This is a genomic window from Bartonella sp. AA9NXGY (assembly GCF_042196845.1).
Classification (GTDB): domain Bacteria; phylum Pseudomonadota; class Alphaproteobacteria; order Rhizobiales; family Rhizobiaceae; genus Bartonella.
Map to the genome: position 1 here is coordinate 59,913 of NZ_JBHIRB010000011.1, position 17,144 is coordinate 77,056.

The 17,144-nt window shown below is 36.3% G+C and carries 5 protein-coding genes, 1 rRNA gene and 1 pseudogene; 2 read left to right on the top strand and 5 right to left on the bottom strand.

Going from position 1 to position 17,144, the window contains the following annotated elements; all coding sequences use genetic code 11:
- The first annotated feature begins 14 nt into the window (after positions 1–14).
- Positions 15–419, top strand: coding sequence for a flagellar protein FlgN (locus tag ACFIM6_RS06815; RefSeq protein WP_273790974.1), 405 nt, complete (start codon positions 15–17; stop codon positions 417–419).
- A gap of 407 nt (positions 420–826) precedes the next feature.
- On the opposite strand, the gene rrf is transcribed toward ACFIM6_RS06815, so the two are convergent.
- The 5 genes from rrf to ACFIM6_RS06840 form a co-directional block, all read right to left on the bottom strand.
- Positions 827–941 (bottom strand): 5S ribosomal RNA (rrf, locus tag ACFIM6_RS06820).
- 1,346 nt (positions 942–2,287) lie between these two features.
- Positions 2,288–5,425 (bottom strand): autotransporter outer membrane beta-barrel domain-containing protein, encoded by a 3,138-nt coding sequence (locus ACFIM6_RS06825; protein WP_375612204.1) that lies wholly within the window; start codon positions 5,423–5,425, stop codon positions 2,288–2,290.
- Between the two features lie 135 nt (positions 5,426–5,560).
- Positions 5,561–7,627, bottom strand: coding sequence for an autotransporter outer membrane beta-barrel domain-containing protein (locus ACFIM6_RS06830; protein ID WP_375612205.1), 2,067 nt, complete (start codon positions 7,625–7,627; stop codon positions 5,561–5,563).
- A 140-nt stretch (positions 7,628–7,767) separates the two neighbouring features.
- Positions 7,768–10,116, bottom strand: coding sequence for an autotransporter outer membrane beta-barrel domain-containing protein (locus ACFIM6_RS06835; RefSeq protein ID WP_375612206.1), 2,349 nt, complete (start codon positions 10,114–10,116; stop codon positions 7,768–7,770).
- A 629-nt stretch (positions 10,117–10,745) separates the two neighbouring features.
- Entirely contained in the window at positions 10,746–13,268 is a 2,523-nt protein-coding gene (locus tag ACFIM6_RS06840) for an autotransporter outer membrane beta-barrel domain-containing protein (RefSeq protein WP_375612207.1), read from the bottom strand.
- Positions 13,269–15,624: 2,356 nt separating this feature from the next.
- Here ACFIM6_RS06840 and ACFIM6_RS06845 point away from each other — a divergent pair.
- Positions 15,625–16,116: pseudogene (locus tag ACFIM6_RS06845) on the top strand (integrase arm-type DNA-binding domain-containing protein); the annotation flags it as partial.
- Positions 16,117–17,144 lie beyond the last annotated feature (1,028 nt).

Below are 17,144 nucleotides of genomic sequence, written 5' to 3' on the forward strand. Positions count from 1 at the left end.
AAGGGGAAGTAAAAATGTCTGTAGTGCAATATGGTGATGATAGTTTTGCGGCAAAAGCAAAAGTTCTTGATAACAACCTTATTGATCGTGATTGGGCGATGACAAAATTTGTTGCTGCTGTTAAAGGATTAGCTCAAGTTGTTGATTATGAAAGCAATATGCTAGAGAGCAGTGGTGTTCCAGATTACGAAGAAATAAATTTGCGTAAAATACGTGGTTTGCGTGATCTTAATAAATCCATGAGTGATGTGAAGCGCTATATGAATCAAGATATTGAGCATGAGGTTGAAAGTTTGTTGTCTGATTTACAAGAAAAATTACAGCGTAATAGTGAATTACTTCAAACACATTTAAATGCAGTTAATGATCTTTCTAGAGCTATACAACTATCTGGACGTGCAAAAGAAATAGAGGAATGATCAAATCTGCTTAATACGGGCTGTTCTAAGTCATGACAATGATTAGGTAGGGCAGTTGATTTGGATAAATAGTGCGTTTAGTGACTAGACTTGTTTTAAGCGCATTTTGGTATTTAAATTATTATCCTGATGTACTGTAAAACGCTGTTCTTAAAACAATGTCTTTTAAGGTGTAGTGATGTGAACCGCATGCTTTGGGATACTGGCTGAAAGAGAATTCAGAGAAGGCGGATTATTTACAGAGAATTGTTTGCAGACTAAGTTAATAGGGGGCTTCATTTTTTAGTTTAGGGAGAGGCCGATCAAGAGGATATTTAGACCAGCCTGTGATGCCTTAAAAACAGCTTCCTTGGGGCTGTGGTAATGTAAGGTTCATACATTGAGAGTCTTTTGCATGCATTTAGCAGATCTGGCGGCGACTTACTCTTCCGTGCTTTAAGGCAAAGTACTATCAGCGCTGGAGTGTTTCACGACCGAGTTCGGGATGGGATCTGGTGCGTTCACTCCGCCATAACCACCAAGTCAGCAAAAAGCATGAATGATGAAGAGTATGTGATGAATATTGCCTATAAGCTTCATGGAATATTGTCCTTTAAAGTGTGATGATATGACGCGGTTCGTTGTTTAAATCTATAGGCTTGAGATAAAAATTAAAGCGGTTTATTATTTCCTTCTGTTGTTTTAGTTTTTGTATGTCAGATTGGAGAGAGCATCCAGATCTGAGTGGACATAGTGCGTATATCTTTGTTGGCGTAATATTTGAAATGGGGAGGCAATCTCATTGGGAAAGAATAAAGAGGTAGAAATCAGCTTCCCTCTGTTCCGCCGTTCTTTAATTTAGCTTTATGTCTTTCAAAAGTATCTAAAGCACTATCTGTTAAATAATGAAGATTCCGCATTGTTTCACGCTTTTTTTATTGTGTTTTTTACTGCGGGCATGTCCTTCATGCACGACAAAATACTCAAAATAGAATGGATTTGTTATTCCTAATTCACGGCCTTGTTTTAAAGAGATATCTAAGCTCTCAAGTCTATTTCGTGATGGTGTTTGTGGGGCGGCGCAACGACATCTTGATGCAACGGTGCTTGTGAATGGTATAATAAGAAAGTTCCCATGGAAATAATATAAAATCTATAGGGCGCGACCATCTTTATGCTTAATAAAAGAGCAAGTTGATATTGTTATATTTTTCAAACACTGTCATATTCTTTGTTTGATCCCAATGTTGCTACAGCCCTTGGCACTTGAGATAGTTCATTAGAGGCATTTTTAATCCTTTCTTAATAGTTTTTTATCCCTATGGCTCTTCCCCCTTGTCACTTGTAAGAGATATGTTTTTTGTTGATTCAACATGGAACAGGTCTAAGATGAAAGAATCTGACGATATTCTCATTTAACATGCAAAACAATTAATTGTCTTTATAAATCAAATGCTTGTCTTATGATTGAGTTGCTGTAGTATTGAGATTTTAGAGGAAAAACATGCCTTTAAGAATTTATACCAGATACTAAGTCTTTATAGCAGGTATATAATAAAATGCACATCATCTAAAATAAATAGAGTGTCCACAGCGAAGAAGGGGCTGACTTTTTTAAATCGGCATGAATGCTTATTCTGTTGTGCTGTAAAAACATCATCGCTTGAGGTGTGGTGATAATATAAGACATAAAATTTTATGCATGGGGTATTTTGATGAGAGAATGTTATGGTGTTTAGTTTTTTATTCAATATGCAAAAGAAATATTATAAGTCAAAATCTTCTTTGATGTGATAATGATTTTTGAGAATTTAAAAAAATATATAAATTTAAATAAAAAAGCAGCACTTTGTGCTGCTTTTTTATTTAAGTTAAAATTAACTTCTGCTTTAGAAACGATAACGTATTCCGCCAGACAAATTGGTGCCAGATACACCGGCTTTTTGCAGTTTTTGCCGATAGCTGATATCGGCGTTTAGTACGATATTTTGAGAAAGATATGCGTTCACCCCCATGCCTCCCTCAACTGAGGAGCCGGTAGGATCAACATGAAAGGTATCAGCAATTTTTATTGTTTTACCATCGCCAAAAGTTCTGATAACATTCATTTTACCATAGAAGGAAACAGCCTTGTTTTCTTCAAGAGCCATTATCGTTTTTGTTAAACGTCCACCAAAACGGATCAACCATTGATGTGGATTGCCCATGTCTACTTTTAAGCCATTGGTATCTGAGAAAATATCAAACATGAGATTTTGATAAATGAATTGAGCTTGTGGTTCAAAGACAAGCCCTTTTGTATCGGTTGCTAATTTCTGACCAATGGTTGCAGATATATTAAGCATCTCGGTACCATCCAATTTTGCGGCATTCCCAACAAGAGCTGTGGTAATATTTCCTTTTAAGGTTCCGTAAGAAAGAAGAGCGTTGACATATATACCATTGCTATGCTGGATGCCGCTATAAGCGGTAAGTGACCATTTATCAAGCGTTGTCTTTTCAGAATCTTGCATCTCTTTTGGCGTAAAGGCAAGCTTTCCGTACGTTCCTAAAAGACCAAAATATGCGCTTATGTCTTTGCTTTCTAAGGCGGCTAATATGCCCCCTAATTGTAAGGCAGTATAGTTTACATCAGCACCATAACCATAGTGCAGTGGATCGCGGTTGGAAGATAGGGTGACCTTCTCGCCGTAGGAAGAGAAAAAGATACCATTCTTTATATTGTCTTTTGCCCCAAATACTGTTGTTCGCATATTGTCTAACAACGTGTTTTGATTGTTTACATCAGTAAATCCAGCAGAAAATAAAGTATTAGATATGGTTAAATAGTTTGCTACCTGTGGTAAAAGGGCTCGAACCTTTTTATCCTTATCAATGTAGGCATTCTGTAAGCGAAAATCCCAGAAATTACTGTTTTTACCAAAAAGATTTTGGCTCTCATGAGATGTTCCAGGTTTATAGCCTGTAAGTACATACTTATAAGGTTGTTTCCCTATTGTCATATAGTTTCCTGCTAACGTGAAGGAATTTTCATTTGCTTGTCCGGAAACTTGAATGATTGAAATCCCATGTGTCCCTAAAGGAAGTGAAGTCATCGTCTCTTCCCAAACAGCAGAGCTATCGGTTTGGAGATTGATGTGAACAACAGTACTTCCTGAGACATCACCATTAATCACAATGCGATCAGTTTGTTGTTCCGTGATAGGAGAATGTTTATCCCATTGAGTGTTTACATAAATCTCTGCAAGACCCGCTGTACTATAAATCGCTGCTGTGTGAGTTGTTTCGTCTTCTTGCGAAAGATTAGGTCCTATAAACAGAGTTTGATAATGTCCCTCAATGGGCTTGTCAAACATAATGGCGCTGTTTGTAAGGTGCAATTCAGAAAGATTAGAGTATGATTTTTCATCAACACCAAACTGTCTATAGTCATTTAAAATATTATCATTATTTGTGGCATTTTTATTCGCCTTTACAAGCCATTTCGTCCTCTCTTTTAGATCAAAAACTGTTCTATTATCTTTAGAAGTTCTTACCCGACCTTCTAAAGAAGAGTGGTCTGCAACTAATGTAATGGTGTTTGTGGAGGCACTTTCGTTCTTGATATTTTTTAATAAAATATCGGCATGAACTTCTGAATTTTTAAGGTTGACTTTCCCGTTTACGCCTGTTCCATAAAGGTTGATACCGCTACCATGTTCAACGAAAAGCTTTGTATTCTCTAGGGTTACTTTATCAGCAATATTGGCTACATCTTGTTCTTGAACGGCATTGGTGTTCCTTTCAGCATTGCGTGTATATCGTTTTCTAGGGGCATTATACGGATTGTTGCGGAAAATAATACCGTCTGCTTCATAATTTCCCGTGACATGGACGCTTGAATCCTTAAGTTTGATTGTGCCCTCCATGTTTACCAAACCAGCTGTTTCTGCTGTTACAGTAATGCCTGTAGCATCAATTTCTCCACCATCTGATACACTTAGTGCAACAAAACGCGCATCAACTGTTCCCCCTATCATGTTGACTTTTGAATTATTTCCCTCTGCATGTACAGCAAAACCATTGTCTTGAATTTTTTTGTTATGTAGCGTTATGGTCTTACCGTTTTTAGCTTCAACTCCAGCGCTTATATCCTCAATTTGTGTAGACTTTTCAGGTTGTTTTATTGGTGATATTGGTTTTTCAATCTCTGATTTTTCAGATATTTTTTGTGCAGATGAAGATTGCACTGGCGCTGGCTTTGCAGATTTTGGTGGTACCAGTAATCTTGTTTTTTCAGTTTCTACTCTTAAAGATATTGGCTGTGCGAGTTCTGGTTCATTAGATGTTGGTATTTGCTCTGTTGTTGGTTTTGTAGGTTCCGTTCTTGTAGGTTCAGACTTTGTAAGTGCTGGTTGTAAATTCGGTGAAGGTTGTGTAGGTTCTGGCTGTGAAGACACAGCAGAATTCGATAGTGTTTTTTCGCTGGAAGAGTCTGCAGAAGAGGAGGGCGCCCCTGAACGTCTTCTAGATTTTGCTTCCATTCCTGTTGTTGAAGATTGTATAATAGGAGTGTTTTGTGTTGTAGGGTTAGATTGTACACCTTCTGTAACTTTAGTCTTTGGTGTTTGTGTACTTCCTTGACTAAGATCAGAGTTTTGTTTTGAAGAAGAAATTATATTTCCAGCTGAATTTCCTTCAAGTTGTGTTTTGGGAGGTAGAGTGCTTGTAGAAGTAGGCGTTGTAAGTTTACTTCCTGTAGAAATAGGGCTTGCGCTCGTTCTTGTGGAGCTAGGTGCTGTAGGGGGAAGGAGGCCATTAGGGGTTGAAGATGGATATGATGGCATAATTCGCCCGATTCCATCATATGGATCTTTATACGGATCAAAAACTCCGGATAGATTTATTTGTGACTTGACACGAGCAGGTTGTAGAGAAGAAGAATCTATCGTTGTTGATGGATTTGTACTATGAATAGCATAAGACAAACCGCTGGAAGAATAAAACAGAACTCCGGAAACTGTGTATAGTAAGAAGCTTTTTTTCATATGGATGTATTCCTAAAATATTTCCCCCTCTCTCATAAAAAGTAAAACTTTGACCTCATTATGTCTCTTTTGTAAGAGACAAAACGAAACATAATGAGATCTCTTCATATTTCAAGATAAGGAATACAAGTATTTTTAAAAGTGATAGCGTATTCCAGCGGAAATATTTATTGCAGAGATGCCAGCTTTTTTGAATTTATGTTGATAGCTGAGATCACTATGAAGCTGAATATTTTGTGATAAGTGTGTGTGAATACCAAAACCACCTTCGATTAAAGATCCCATAGCTGCAAGCTGAAAATTTTTACTAAAAGTTTTGATCATGTTCAGTTTGCCGTAGAAAGAAACAGCATGTCCTTTGTTTTGCGTTAAACGTCCGCCAATACGGAGCAGCCATTGATAAGGATTACTTATGTCTATTTTAGAGTTATCGTCATCTGAGAAAGAGCTCCTATCTGATAAAGAACCAAGCATGAGACGTTGATAAACAAGTTGTGCTTGCGGTTCTAGGATTACACCTTCCAAACTGGTTGACAGTTTTTGACCAACAGTTGCAGCGGCTCCTAATGTTTTACTATTCTTCACTTTTGAGGTATGTTTGATGAGAGCTGTAGCGTGATTTTCTTTGAAAATTCCATAAGAGAGAAAGGCACTTGCATAGATGCCACTGTCATGCTGAATATTTCCATATGCGGTGAGTGACCATTTATCAAACATATTTTTTTGAAAGCTCTCCTTGTTTTTAGGAGTAAAAGATAATTTCCCATATGTTCCGAAAAGACCAAAGTTGCTGCTGATATTTTGATCTTTTAGCGCTATTAGTGTTGCTCCTGCTTGCAATGCAGCATAGTGAATATCTGCTTGAACACCATCTTGTTTTGCTTGAACCTTAGAAGAAAAGGTGCTTTTATTGCCATAAGATGATAAGAAAACGCCTCTTTCTGGATGATCTTTGGGTTCAAACATTGTTATTTGCATATTGTCTAACAAGATATTTTGATTGTTGACATCACTAAACCCAACAGCAAACATCGCAATAGGCATGGTTAAAGAACTTTCTCCTTGTGGTGTAAGAGTTGTGCTTTTTTCTGTTCCATCAAGAGAAGTAGAAGCTGCGGTTGCTTTATCATCATCTGTAAGTTTAGAGGAGCTCTCTGTAGCCGCGGTAGCAGTATTCTCAACCTTTGGGAGCAAATTCATATGCGCTTTTGCTGATGTATTAAGAGTTGTTTTTGATTCCGAGGAAGTGGTGTTTGTTTGGGGATCAATATCAGATTGCGAATTTTCATTTATTTTAAGCTGTCTCATTCCATGACCTGTTCTTGTGAATGAATTGTCCTTGTGTTGGGCAGCAACATGAGCGGGTGGTAATTTATCACTAGCGCGTCTTTGTTTTGTACTGGAGTCAATAAGAGGTTGTTTATTCTTTTCAGATGCAGGAGGGGATGTTTTTTCTTTTCTCTCCACGTTGGTTATTCCATCCGCGTTCAAAGTCTCTAATACTGCTTTGCGTAAAGTATTGGAAAGTTCCTTGTTTTGTCCTTGTAAGGCAGTATCCACTTGTGCCGCCTTATGTAATATTTCTGCTGTATTTTGCAGTTTGTGCCAATCACGATTGTCTTGGCTTACCCATTGTTGGTGTGCAGCATTAACACGCTGTTGGTTATCAGCTTCAAGGATTGCTGCCGCCTTTACGGCATCGGAAACTGCTTTGTCGTAGCCACGTAATAAATTTTCTCTTGTTTTTAATCGATTCTGACGTAATTGTTCAAGTTTTGCTCTGGCTTGCATCATGCGGTACGCATCACGATTAAATTGCTCTGACATAGCACGAGCGTATATAGAATCTCTTTCTTTCCGCATTTCCTCTCTATGATCAGGAGTTGCATAACGACCGATCCCTGAGAAATATCTGTTAATTTGAGTTCCTGAATCATCTAATGCTTCTTGAAGTGCTTGATTGAAGTGCGAATTATCCTCCATCATGGCGCCAGAGGCGATCTTTTCAAGATTTTTTTCTGCTTGTGTTGGTGTGTTTATTAAATCAATGGCATGGCGATATTGTTCAGGTAATTTCATAATCCCTTCAATGGCATGGCGTTCCTGGGGGCTTAGAGCAGAGGCGGTGCTGGTAGATGTGAAATTAAAAGAAGAAAAAAATAAAGCACAAGCGGCTGTACATAACAAAAGATTCTTATGCATAGAGATGTTCCTTAAGATATTTTCTTTGTTTTGCTAAAAATGAACTACTTTTTGACACATTACGGTTTTTTGTAATGTAGTTAAGCAGCACTGTTTTCATCTCAGCGCTGCTTATGCGTCAAAATAGAGAGCTAAGATTTCTAAAAGCGATAACGCATTCCTCCGGAAAAATTAATTCCAGAGAACCCGGCTTTTTGAAGTTTATGTTGGTAATTAACGTCAGCATGAAGTGCGATATTTTTAGAAAGCTGCGCGTTAATGCCAAGCCCACCTTCAAGGGAAGAGCCCATAGAATCGAGATGGAAAGATTCCATAACATCAATAGCGCGCTTCTCACCAAAAGCTTTGATGACATTCAATTTACCATAAAAAGAAAGAACACGATCTTTTTCAATAGGAAGTATTGTTTTTGTTAAACGCCCTCCAATACGGACCAACCATTGATGAGGGGTCTTTATATTAACTTGGAAGCCATCAATATCTGAAAGAGTGCCAAAGGCAATATGTTGATAAATAAGTTGTGCTTGTGGTTCAAAGGACACTCCTTCAACACCAGTTGCTAGTTTTTGTCCAACGGTAGCTGATATATTTAATGTATCCGTATTGTTTAATTCTGTGGTGTTGCCGATAAGGGCTGTTGTAATATGTCCGTTTAAAATGCCGTAAGAGAAAAATGCATTAACATAGAGACCATTGTCATGGTGGAGATTCCCATATGCCGTAAAGGACCATTTATCCAGTATGCTTTTGTCAGAACCTTCCATGTCCTTTGGCGTAAAAGCGAGCTTTCCATATGTGCCTAAAAGACCAAGATTCGCGGTTATATTTTGATTTTCTAACGTTGTTAATGTCATGCCTGCTTGTATAGCAGCATAGTGAACATTAGCACCATAACCATATTCCAATGGACTACGGCTGGAAGATAACGTCATCTTGTTGCCATAAGTCGATAAAAATATCCCTTTTTGTTTATGACCTTCTAATCCAAAAACTGTTGAGTGCATATTATCTAACAGTGTATTTTGATTGTTTATATCAGCCAAGCCAGAGGAGAATATTGCATTATGCATAACCAAATAGCTTGCCATTTGAGGAACAAGAGCTTTGATTTTTCCTTCATCATCAAGAGTCGCATTTTGTAGACGGAAATCCCAAAACTCTTCACTTTCTTGCAAGAGACTTTGCTGTTTGTCAGCTCTCCCACGGCTAGATGTTGGTCCATAGCCATTTAATACATATTTATAGGGCAATCCATCCATTGTAGTGTAGCCATTTGCCAGCGTGAAGGCGGCTTCCTCTGCTTTTCCAGACACCTGAACAAGTGAGAGACCACGCGCATTCAAAGGAATTGAAACTTCATCATCATCGAATGGTTCTGCACGCTTTGAAAGATTGTTGAAATAGATCGTTGTGGTGCCTGAGACATTACCATGAACGAGAACACGGTCAGTTTTTTGTTGTTCTTTTATAAGACCATTACTCCATTCGGTATTAAAGTAAATCCTTGCGTTGCCCAATGCATTGTAAACCGTTGTTGCATCGGAGCTTCTGTTTTGCTCTGCTTTCGCAGCTTCAGCTGTTGGCTGTTTTCCCACATGCAAGGTTTGATATTGATTGTCTGCTAGTTTATGCGGCGCATTAAATATAATAGAGCTATTATTAAGGTTCAATACTGAGACAATAGACTGTGCACGTTGTTTAATATCAGTGAGCAAGTATCCTTTAGAGCTGTCAAATTCTTTGTCTACTTCAAATTGACTAATCTTTAGGGACCACTTGCTGTTATTGTTGAGAGTAAAAATCGTTGTATTTTGAGGTAAAGTCTTTGCTCGTCCTTCTATAATCGAATTGTCAGCGCTTAATATAAAAGTGCGAGGATCGATATCTTTTGAGTTTTCTGGGATTTTATTTTTTAATAATATATCAGAACGAATTTCTGAACTTTTAAGTTCTACCTCAGCAACAGATTTTGCATAATCTGGTCCTAGAATACCAATACCATTTTCAACAAGAAGTTTTGTGTTGGTAAGAATTGCTTTATTGATAACTTTTTCGCCCTCTTTTACTTGGGAACTTGGGATGTAATCAAAAAGGATACCACGACTTTTGTGATGTCCGGAAACATTTATGATTGAATCTTCAATATGGATGATGCCGTTTGAAATTTCTAAACCACGGGAATTTGATTTTCCTACAGTTTTTTTAGCATGAATACGTCCACCTGTTGTTGCGGTAAATAAATTTGAGTCTGAACGCATTGTTGAATTTGTAATGGTGATAAAGGCTTTGTCATCAGCAACCACTGTTGTATATGCGCTGCGGATAAAAACGTTATTAAAGGTTTTTTCTTCTCCTGCTTTATCCGCACGAGCCATAACCATTGTAGGAGCTGATGTATTTGCATAAGTTGAACCGAAATGAGAAAAAATCAAAGTTCCAGCAATTGTACATAACAAAAAATTTTTCTTATAAATATATTTCTTACACATAGATATGCCTTTAGTATTTGGTATGCTTTGATGCTTACTTCATTCCCCTGATGGCGCAAGTACCCAGACAACTTCTATATCATTATGTTTTTATTGTAAACAACAAAACGAAATATTGTATCGTGTTCTTTATCGTTAAAAAAATGATTTTAGAAGAGCTTTTAAAATAAAAATTGCAGTTAGAAACTATGAATTGCAGAAAAGCTAGATTGATCAGTATTCCGTTTAAAAGTGTTAAGAAACAAAATATTTTGCAAGGATGTTTGTTGCTTAAGGCTGTTGTTATGGAAACTCTACAAATTTTGGAGAAGCTGTTGTTGTGTGCTTACAAAAAGCTTTTAATTGATTTTCTTACACAGAGAATTATTTATTACGTGTTTTAAAATACAAAAAAATTTATTAAAAGCATTTGATTTTTATAAATCAAAAAGGTAGCTCTCTTGAGAATTCAGTATTCATTTAGAGATAACAGATTTTGTTACATTTGGTTTGAGTGAGATTAATTGGCTCAAGAAAGGTGGTAGAAAGAATCCTTATTGACGCTTCTTTCCAATAGATTGTAAAAAGGCAGCACATTTGTACTGCCTTTTATTAAAATGAATAGAATATAAATTGTTTTTTGCTTTTTCTTAAAACTGATAGCGTATTCCACCTGAAAAGCTTGCTCCAGATATACCAGTTTTTTGAAGCTTATATTGATAGTTAACATCAGCATAAAGTGCGATATTTTGTGATAATTGTGCATTTACACCAAGTCCACCTTCAACAGACGCTCCTATAGAATCAAGGTGGAATGGTTCACCAATCTGTATCGTACCATTGTTAGAAAAAGCTTTAACAATATTCAATTTACCATAGAAAGAAAGAATACCGCCGTTTTCAATAGAAAGCTTCGTTTGCGTTAAGCGTCCACCAACACGCACTAAGTATTGATAAGGATTTCCCATATCCACATCAAAGCCATCGACATCTGAGAGTGTGCCAAGCATGAGGCGTTGATAAACAAGTTGTGCTTGTGGTTCAAAGACCAATTCTTTCTTACTGGTTTCGAATTTTTGTCCAATGGTTGCTGATGCACTGAATGTATCAGCATTTTTCAATTCTGCAGTCTTTCCTATGAGAGCTGTGGTGATATCTCCCATGAGCATTCCATAGGAGAAGAGCGCATGGATGTATATCCCATTATTATGGCGCAGCCCACTATATGCAGCAATTGACCATTTATTGAGTGTACTCTTGTCAGCACCTTCCATGTCTTTAGGGGTGAAAGCTAATTTCCCATATGTCCCTAAAAGACCAAAATTGGTGGTCATGTTTTGATCTTCTAGAGCTGCTAATGTAATGCCTGCCTGTAAAGCTGCATAGTGAATATCGGCACCATAGCCATATTGTAATGGCGTACGGTGAGAGGATAATGTCATCTTATTTCCATAAGTCGAGAATAAGACTCCTTTGTTTTTATGATCTTTTGTCTCAAAGGTGTTTTCCTGCATCGAGTTGAGTAAAGTGTTTTGATTGTTTATATCAGCCAGTCCAGCTGAGAATAGTGCGTTAGGCATGGACAAATAGCTTGCCACTTGAGGAACGAGAGCTCTGATCTTTCCCTCATTATCGAGAGTCGCATTTTGCAAGCGAAAATCCCAGAAATTCTGATTTTTTTCCAAGATGTTTTGTGCGTTGTTTGCTTGTCCAAGGGATGATGAACCGGTATTTTGCGCTTCTTTCTCTTTTGGTGAAACGCCTTCAATCATTGTTCCTGATGCTGATATCGTGTAGATTGTGTAGTCTTTGAGGGTATTTTCTTTTGATTCTTGTGATATTCCGCTAAAATGACTTTGTGTGCTATCGGCTGTCCCATGGCTGGATGTTGGACCATAGGCTTTGAGTATATATTTATAGGGCAATCCCCCCATTGTGGTGTAGCCGTGTGCAAGTTTGAAGGAATCTTCATTTGCATTTCCAGAAACTTGAATGAGTGAAAGACCACGCATATTCGAAGACACAGAATCTTCAGCTTTTAATATCTCACCTTTCGCAAGGTTCTTGATATGGACTGTTGTGCTGCCTGATACATCACCATGTATAAGGAGGCGGTCAGCTTTTTGCTGTTCTTTTACTAGACCATCACTCCATTCAATATTAAAATAAATTTTTGCATCGCCTGTGGCATTGTAAACTGTATTATAAGTGCTTTCTATATCGGGGATTGTACTTCCCTCAGGTCTACGAACCTCAGCTGTTCGCCCTACATACAAGGTATGATAATGATCTTTTTCCCGCCCTTGTGGTGTCTTAAATATGATAGAACTATTATTAAGATTCAGTACTGAAACGGTAGAAAGGGCTCGTTGTTTAATATCACTGAGCTCATAGTTAAACACATTAAAGTCAGTATCGACTTCCTCTTGAGAGGTCTTTAAGTACCATTTGCTTTTGTTATTCAGAGTCAAAACCGTTGTATTGACTTTTAAAGTTCTTGCTCGTCCCTCTATTGTTGAATTATCAGCGGTTAATGCTAAAGTTACAGGAAGAGTATCGTTGTCATAATATTTACGTTTCGTTTTATTTCTCAATAATACGTCAGATCGAATTTCTGAGTCTTTAAGTTGAACTTCAGCAACGGCTCTTGAGCAGTAGGGACCAAGAATACCGGTACCGTTTTTCACAAGAAGTTTTGTATTGCTAAGAACAACCTTATTGACAACTTTTTCTCCACTTTTCAGTGAAGAATCTTTTGTTTCATAAAAAACGATACCACCGGCACCTCCTCGTTGGACGGTTATGGTTGAATCTTCAACGTTGATTATACCATTCTTTGTTTCTAAACCTTTGTATACTGTATTTGCTTTAATTTCTTTAGCATGAATGCGTCCACCTTCTGATACAGAAAGTGCAGACATTTCCGTGTGTATTGTTGATTTTACAATTGTGATAGCTGCTTTATCATGCGCTAATATTCCAGGTCCTTTATCGCGGACAAGAACATTATTTAAAGTCTTTTCTTCTCCCTTATTTAATTCAATCTTTCCCAAAATTCCAGGAGTTTCAGGAGCTGATGTATTTGCATAAGTTGAACCGAAATGAGAAAAAATCAAAGTTCCAGCAATTGTACATAACAAAAAATTTTTCTTATAAATATATTTCTTACACATAGATATGCCTTTAGTATTTGGTATGCTTTGATGCTTACTTCATTCCCCTGATGGCGCAAGTACCCAGACAGTTTCTATATCATTATGTTTTTATTGTAAATAACAAAACGAATTATATTGATGGTGTTCTCTATGATTTGAAGTTTTGCTTCAGAAAAACTTTTTTCATGATCATAAAAAGTCGAGAAAAGTGGATTTCATAAAACCTAGCTTGGTTAAGCTTATGCTAAAAGCACTATGAAGTATGATATTTAAAAATTGTCTATTAAAGATAATCGCTATAAAAGCTCTATAGCGTTGAGATGTATTATTTGATGCATTCACCAAAACGATCAGCAAATTTTTTCTGCTATAAGAAGAAGAGATGAGGGGGCTATTCACAGGCTTTCTTTAAAGATAAGGGTACCAAAGTCCATTTTTCTAAGGAAGCACAGCCCATTTCGCGACGGTGTTCATGAATGCTATAACGCTAAAGCCATAGAATCCCATCATATTTACGCTTACGAAGGAGCAAGCCGATACCTTTACGCTTAATAAAAGAGCAAGCCCGTCACACATTTTGCTAGCTCCCAATATTTGTGATAAGCCCTTGGCACTTGAGACAGTTCATGAGAGGAATTCTCAGGCTTTTCTTATATAACTTTTCTCCACACGCCAGCCCTGCTTGTAATGTGTAAGTGAATGATTTTGATTAGTTCAACATGGAACAGATTTTAAATGAGAGAAATTTACGATATTCAAGATTTTAATTCAATAGGAATAACGCTAAATTATCATTATAAATCAATATTTTGAATATTTCATTTAAAACATCTTTTATTGATACAAAAAGAACTTTATTGAGTTATTTCATTTTATAAATGAAAAAACTAGCTTTCTTGAGCGTTTTGTATGTGAAAGATAAAGCGCTTGTTGTTAGATTTTCTTTTCATGCATTAATTTTCTCAAAACTGTTTGTTTAGAAGAACCAGCAATGGAAGTGTAAAGAAATCTTTATAGATAGCGACAACACATCGTAAAGAAAGAAATTATTTTATTGCTATAATAGATTGTAAATAACAAAAAAATACAGTCCGTTTTTTTGTTAATAGTAAACGGATTAATATGCTTATTTTTTTATAATTTTATATTAAAATTGGTAGCGTATTCTATCAGAAAAACTTGTCTCGGCTACACGTCTTTTAAAAAATTTTTGATAGTTTACATCAATATAGAGAGTTAAATTGTGAGATAATTGTGTATTGTGCTAAATGCACCTTTAACGGCAGAATCTATCGGATTAAGGTGAAAATGAATACCAATCTGTTTAGTATCATTAATATCAAAGTTTTTTAAGGAAGTTCACTTTCTCATACAAGGATGGGGTACGGTCTTCTACGGTCCTAACAATAGTTTTTGTTAGATACCTACTTATCCGGACTAACTGGGGAGGCTGTCTGATTTAATTTTAAGATTATCAATATGTTAAAAGTCGTTAAAAATCAAATCATTAGCATACAAATCATGTTTGTGGTTCAAACGGTTAGTTCTCTGACTATTTTTTGCAAATTTTTGACAAATGATTGTTGAGGCAATTAACATTTTTACAGCATAACTTTAATAGTATTTTTATAGAAGTTTTAGAGATATTTGCTGTCCAGATATCATAAGGGAAGAGTGTAGCCATATGAAAACACTGTTATGCTCTTATATTATAAGCTATGATTGATTATTTATCCGATATGTTTTTTTTCATTTTCTATATCCTTTGGAATGAATGAGAGTGGCTGTAGGTTTCCTATCTGTTTTAAATGTGCAGTGGTTAACTTTTCATTTTTCTAATATCATCTTTGCTTGGATAGCTCCATGGTGCATATTAGCACCATATCTACCTTCAAAGAGGAGCATAATTGAACGGTAAAGTTGTTGTACTTCCATAAGTGAAAAAGCAAGAAATCTTCTATTTTTTAAGATTTATTCTTAATGCTATTATCTTTATATTATCTAAAAATACACTTTGCTTAGCTTTATGGGCAAATTCGATGATGAATAGCTGCGCAATACGTGTGAAGAGGAGGAAAAGTGTATTTAAGTAGAAAAGAAAACACTTCAGGAAAAAATCGATTTCATGTACGAAAAGGCAGCATACTTTGTGACATATTCTAGATAAAAATACCTTATCTTTTATCTTGATAAAATGGTATAATATGCTGATTTATAATGATAATTTAGCGTTGATTTCATTGAGTTAGAGTTCTGAATAACGTAAGATTCTCTCATTTGAAACCTGTTTGTCTTAAATCAAGAAAAACCATTCTCTTGCACACCACAAGCGGGGCTGGCGTGTGGGTAAAAAATGTATAAGAAAGGACTAAAAATGGCTCTTATGAATCGTCTCAAGAGCCAAGGGCTTTAGCAACACCCACGAGCTGGAAAATATAATGATGGTGCCGGCTTGCTCCTTCACAAACGTAAAGATGGGGGTGCTCAATGGCTTTATCGTTATACCATTCATGGGCGCTGTCGCTAAATGGACTTGGGTGCTTTGAGAGATGTCTCTTTAAAACAAGCTCGTGAATTGGCACCCCTCCCAATAGCACTCTGTTCTTCGTGATGGTCATGATCCCATTAAAGAACGTGAGAAACGAAAACGTGAGGCAATGCGTAATCTCCATTACTTAAAAGACATTGCCTTAGATGCTTTTGAAAGTCGTAAAGCTGAATTAAAAATGATGGTAAAGATGGAAACTGGTTTTCACCTTTAAAACTCCATATTCTCCTCAAATTAGGCTGTCTGCCTATTTCAGAGATTACACAAACAGAAATACGCAATATCCTCGCTTCCATCGGTCATTCAAGATATAATACTAAAAAACACAATAAAGTCAATAGGTTGTGTGAAATTATTTTATATGAATCCACTCAAGAATCCATCTTTTTATGCATGATTCATTTGACCATTTTTTATATAAGATTGCCATGGATGAATAGACTGTAAAAAGCAAATCATGATGCAAATATTATAACGCATGTAAACGTTCAAATGAAATGAAAAGCAGATATCATTCATAACAGTTCATAAATTTTATGGTACGTTTTTATCACAGCACAAATCACATTATTTAAAAATTTAGTCGTTTGAAAATATCGATAACATAAATTGTATAGGTTTAAAAAATGGTATGAGTTTTGCTCTTTTTTGAGCTAAACCTTCAAAGGAATAATCGTTTGAAACGGTCATAAGCTTATAGGTTTAGTTTATAAAGATTGCATAAAAGGATTTAAAGACAAGATCGATTTTATAACCACGGTATTTTTTACCGCGGTAGGAAATAAAGGTCATGAAATTCAAAACGCTATATCTCATGAAATGAAAAGCCTTTTAATGAATAGATTGCAGGCTAGTCTTTAAGAACGGAACTATTCGCTTCCACAAAAAAATGGAGGCAAATAATGCCATGGCAGTAGAATAACTATCTACTTTAGATTTGGTACTAAAAACGTTTTAAAAGTTATAGTTTAAAAATACGAAACCAAAAGAGCTCTTTCCAAATTTGGGGGCAGCTATTAAGACAAAGATAAGCAAACAAACTTCAAAACCATTGTAACATCATAAGGTATGGGGTTTCTCACTTTTTATTAAAAGCAACAATGTTTAAAGAATGCTCTATTCTAAGATAACACCCCCAAAATGGACCGGCTAATATTTAAAGAAATTAGGTTTTAATGAAAAGTACAAATACGCTTATGAAAGCTCTTTAAATGCACGTTTAAACGTTTGAAACATAAAATGAGATCTTTGAAGAATATTCGTTTAGATGCAGGGCGCACAACGGTTGACGGCGTGGAGACCGTATTAAACACCGAGGCGCTTTCTGCTGGGGGTAATGCAACGGT

Bases quoted from the DNA above. Each gene is read 5' to 3' on its own strand.
- ACFIM6_RS06815 (WP_273790974.1), top strand. From the start codon at position 15: ATGTCTGTAGTGCAATATGGTGATGATAGTTTTGCGGCAAAAGCAAAA.
- ACFIM6_RS06825 (WP_375612204.1), bottom strand. From the start codon at position 5,425: ATGAAAAAAAGCTTCTTACTATACACAGTTTCCGGAGTTCTGTTTTAT.
- ACFIM6_RS06830 (WP_375612205.1), bottom strand. From the start codon at position 7,627: ATGCATAAGAATCTTTTGTTATGTACAGCCGCTTGTGCTTTATTTTTT.
- ACFIM6_RS06835 (WP_375612206.1), bottom strand. From the start codon at position 10,116: ATGTGTAAGAAATATATTTATAAGAAAAATTTTTTGTTATGTACAATT.
- ACFIM6_RS06840 (WP_375612207.1), bottom strand. From the start codon at position 13,268: ATGTGTAAGAAATATATTTATAAGAAAAATTTTTTGTTATGTACAATT.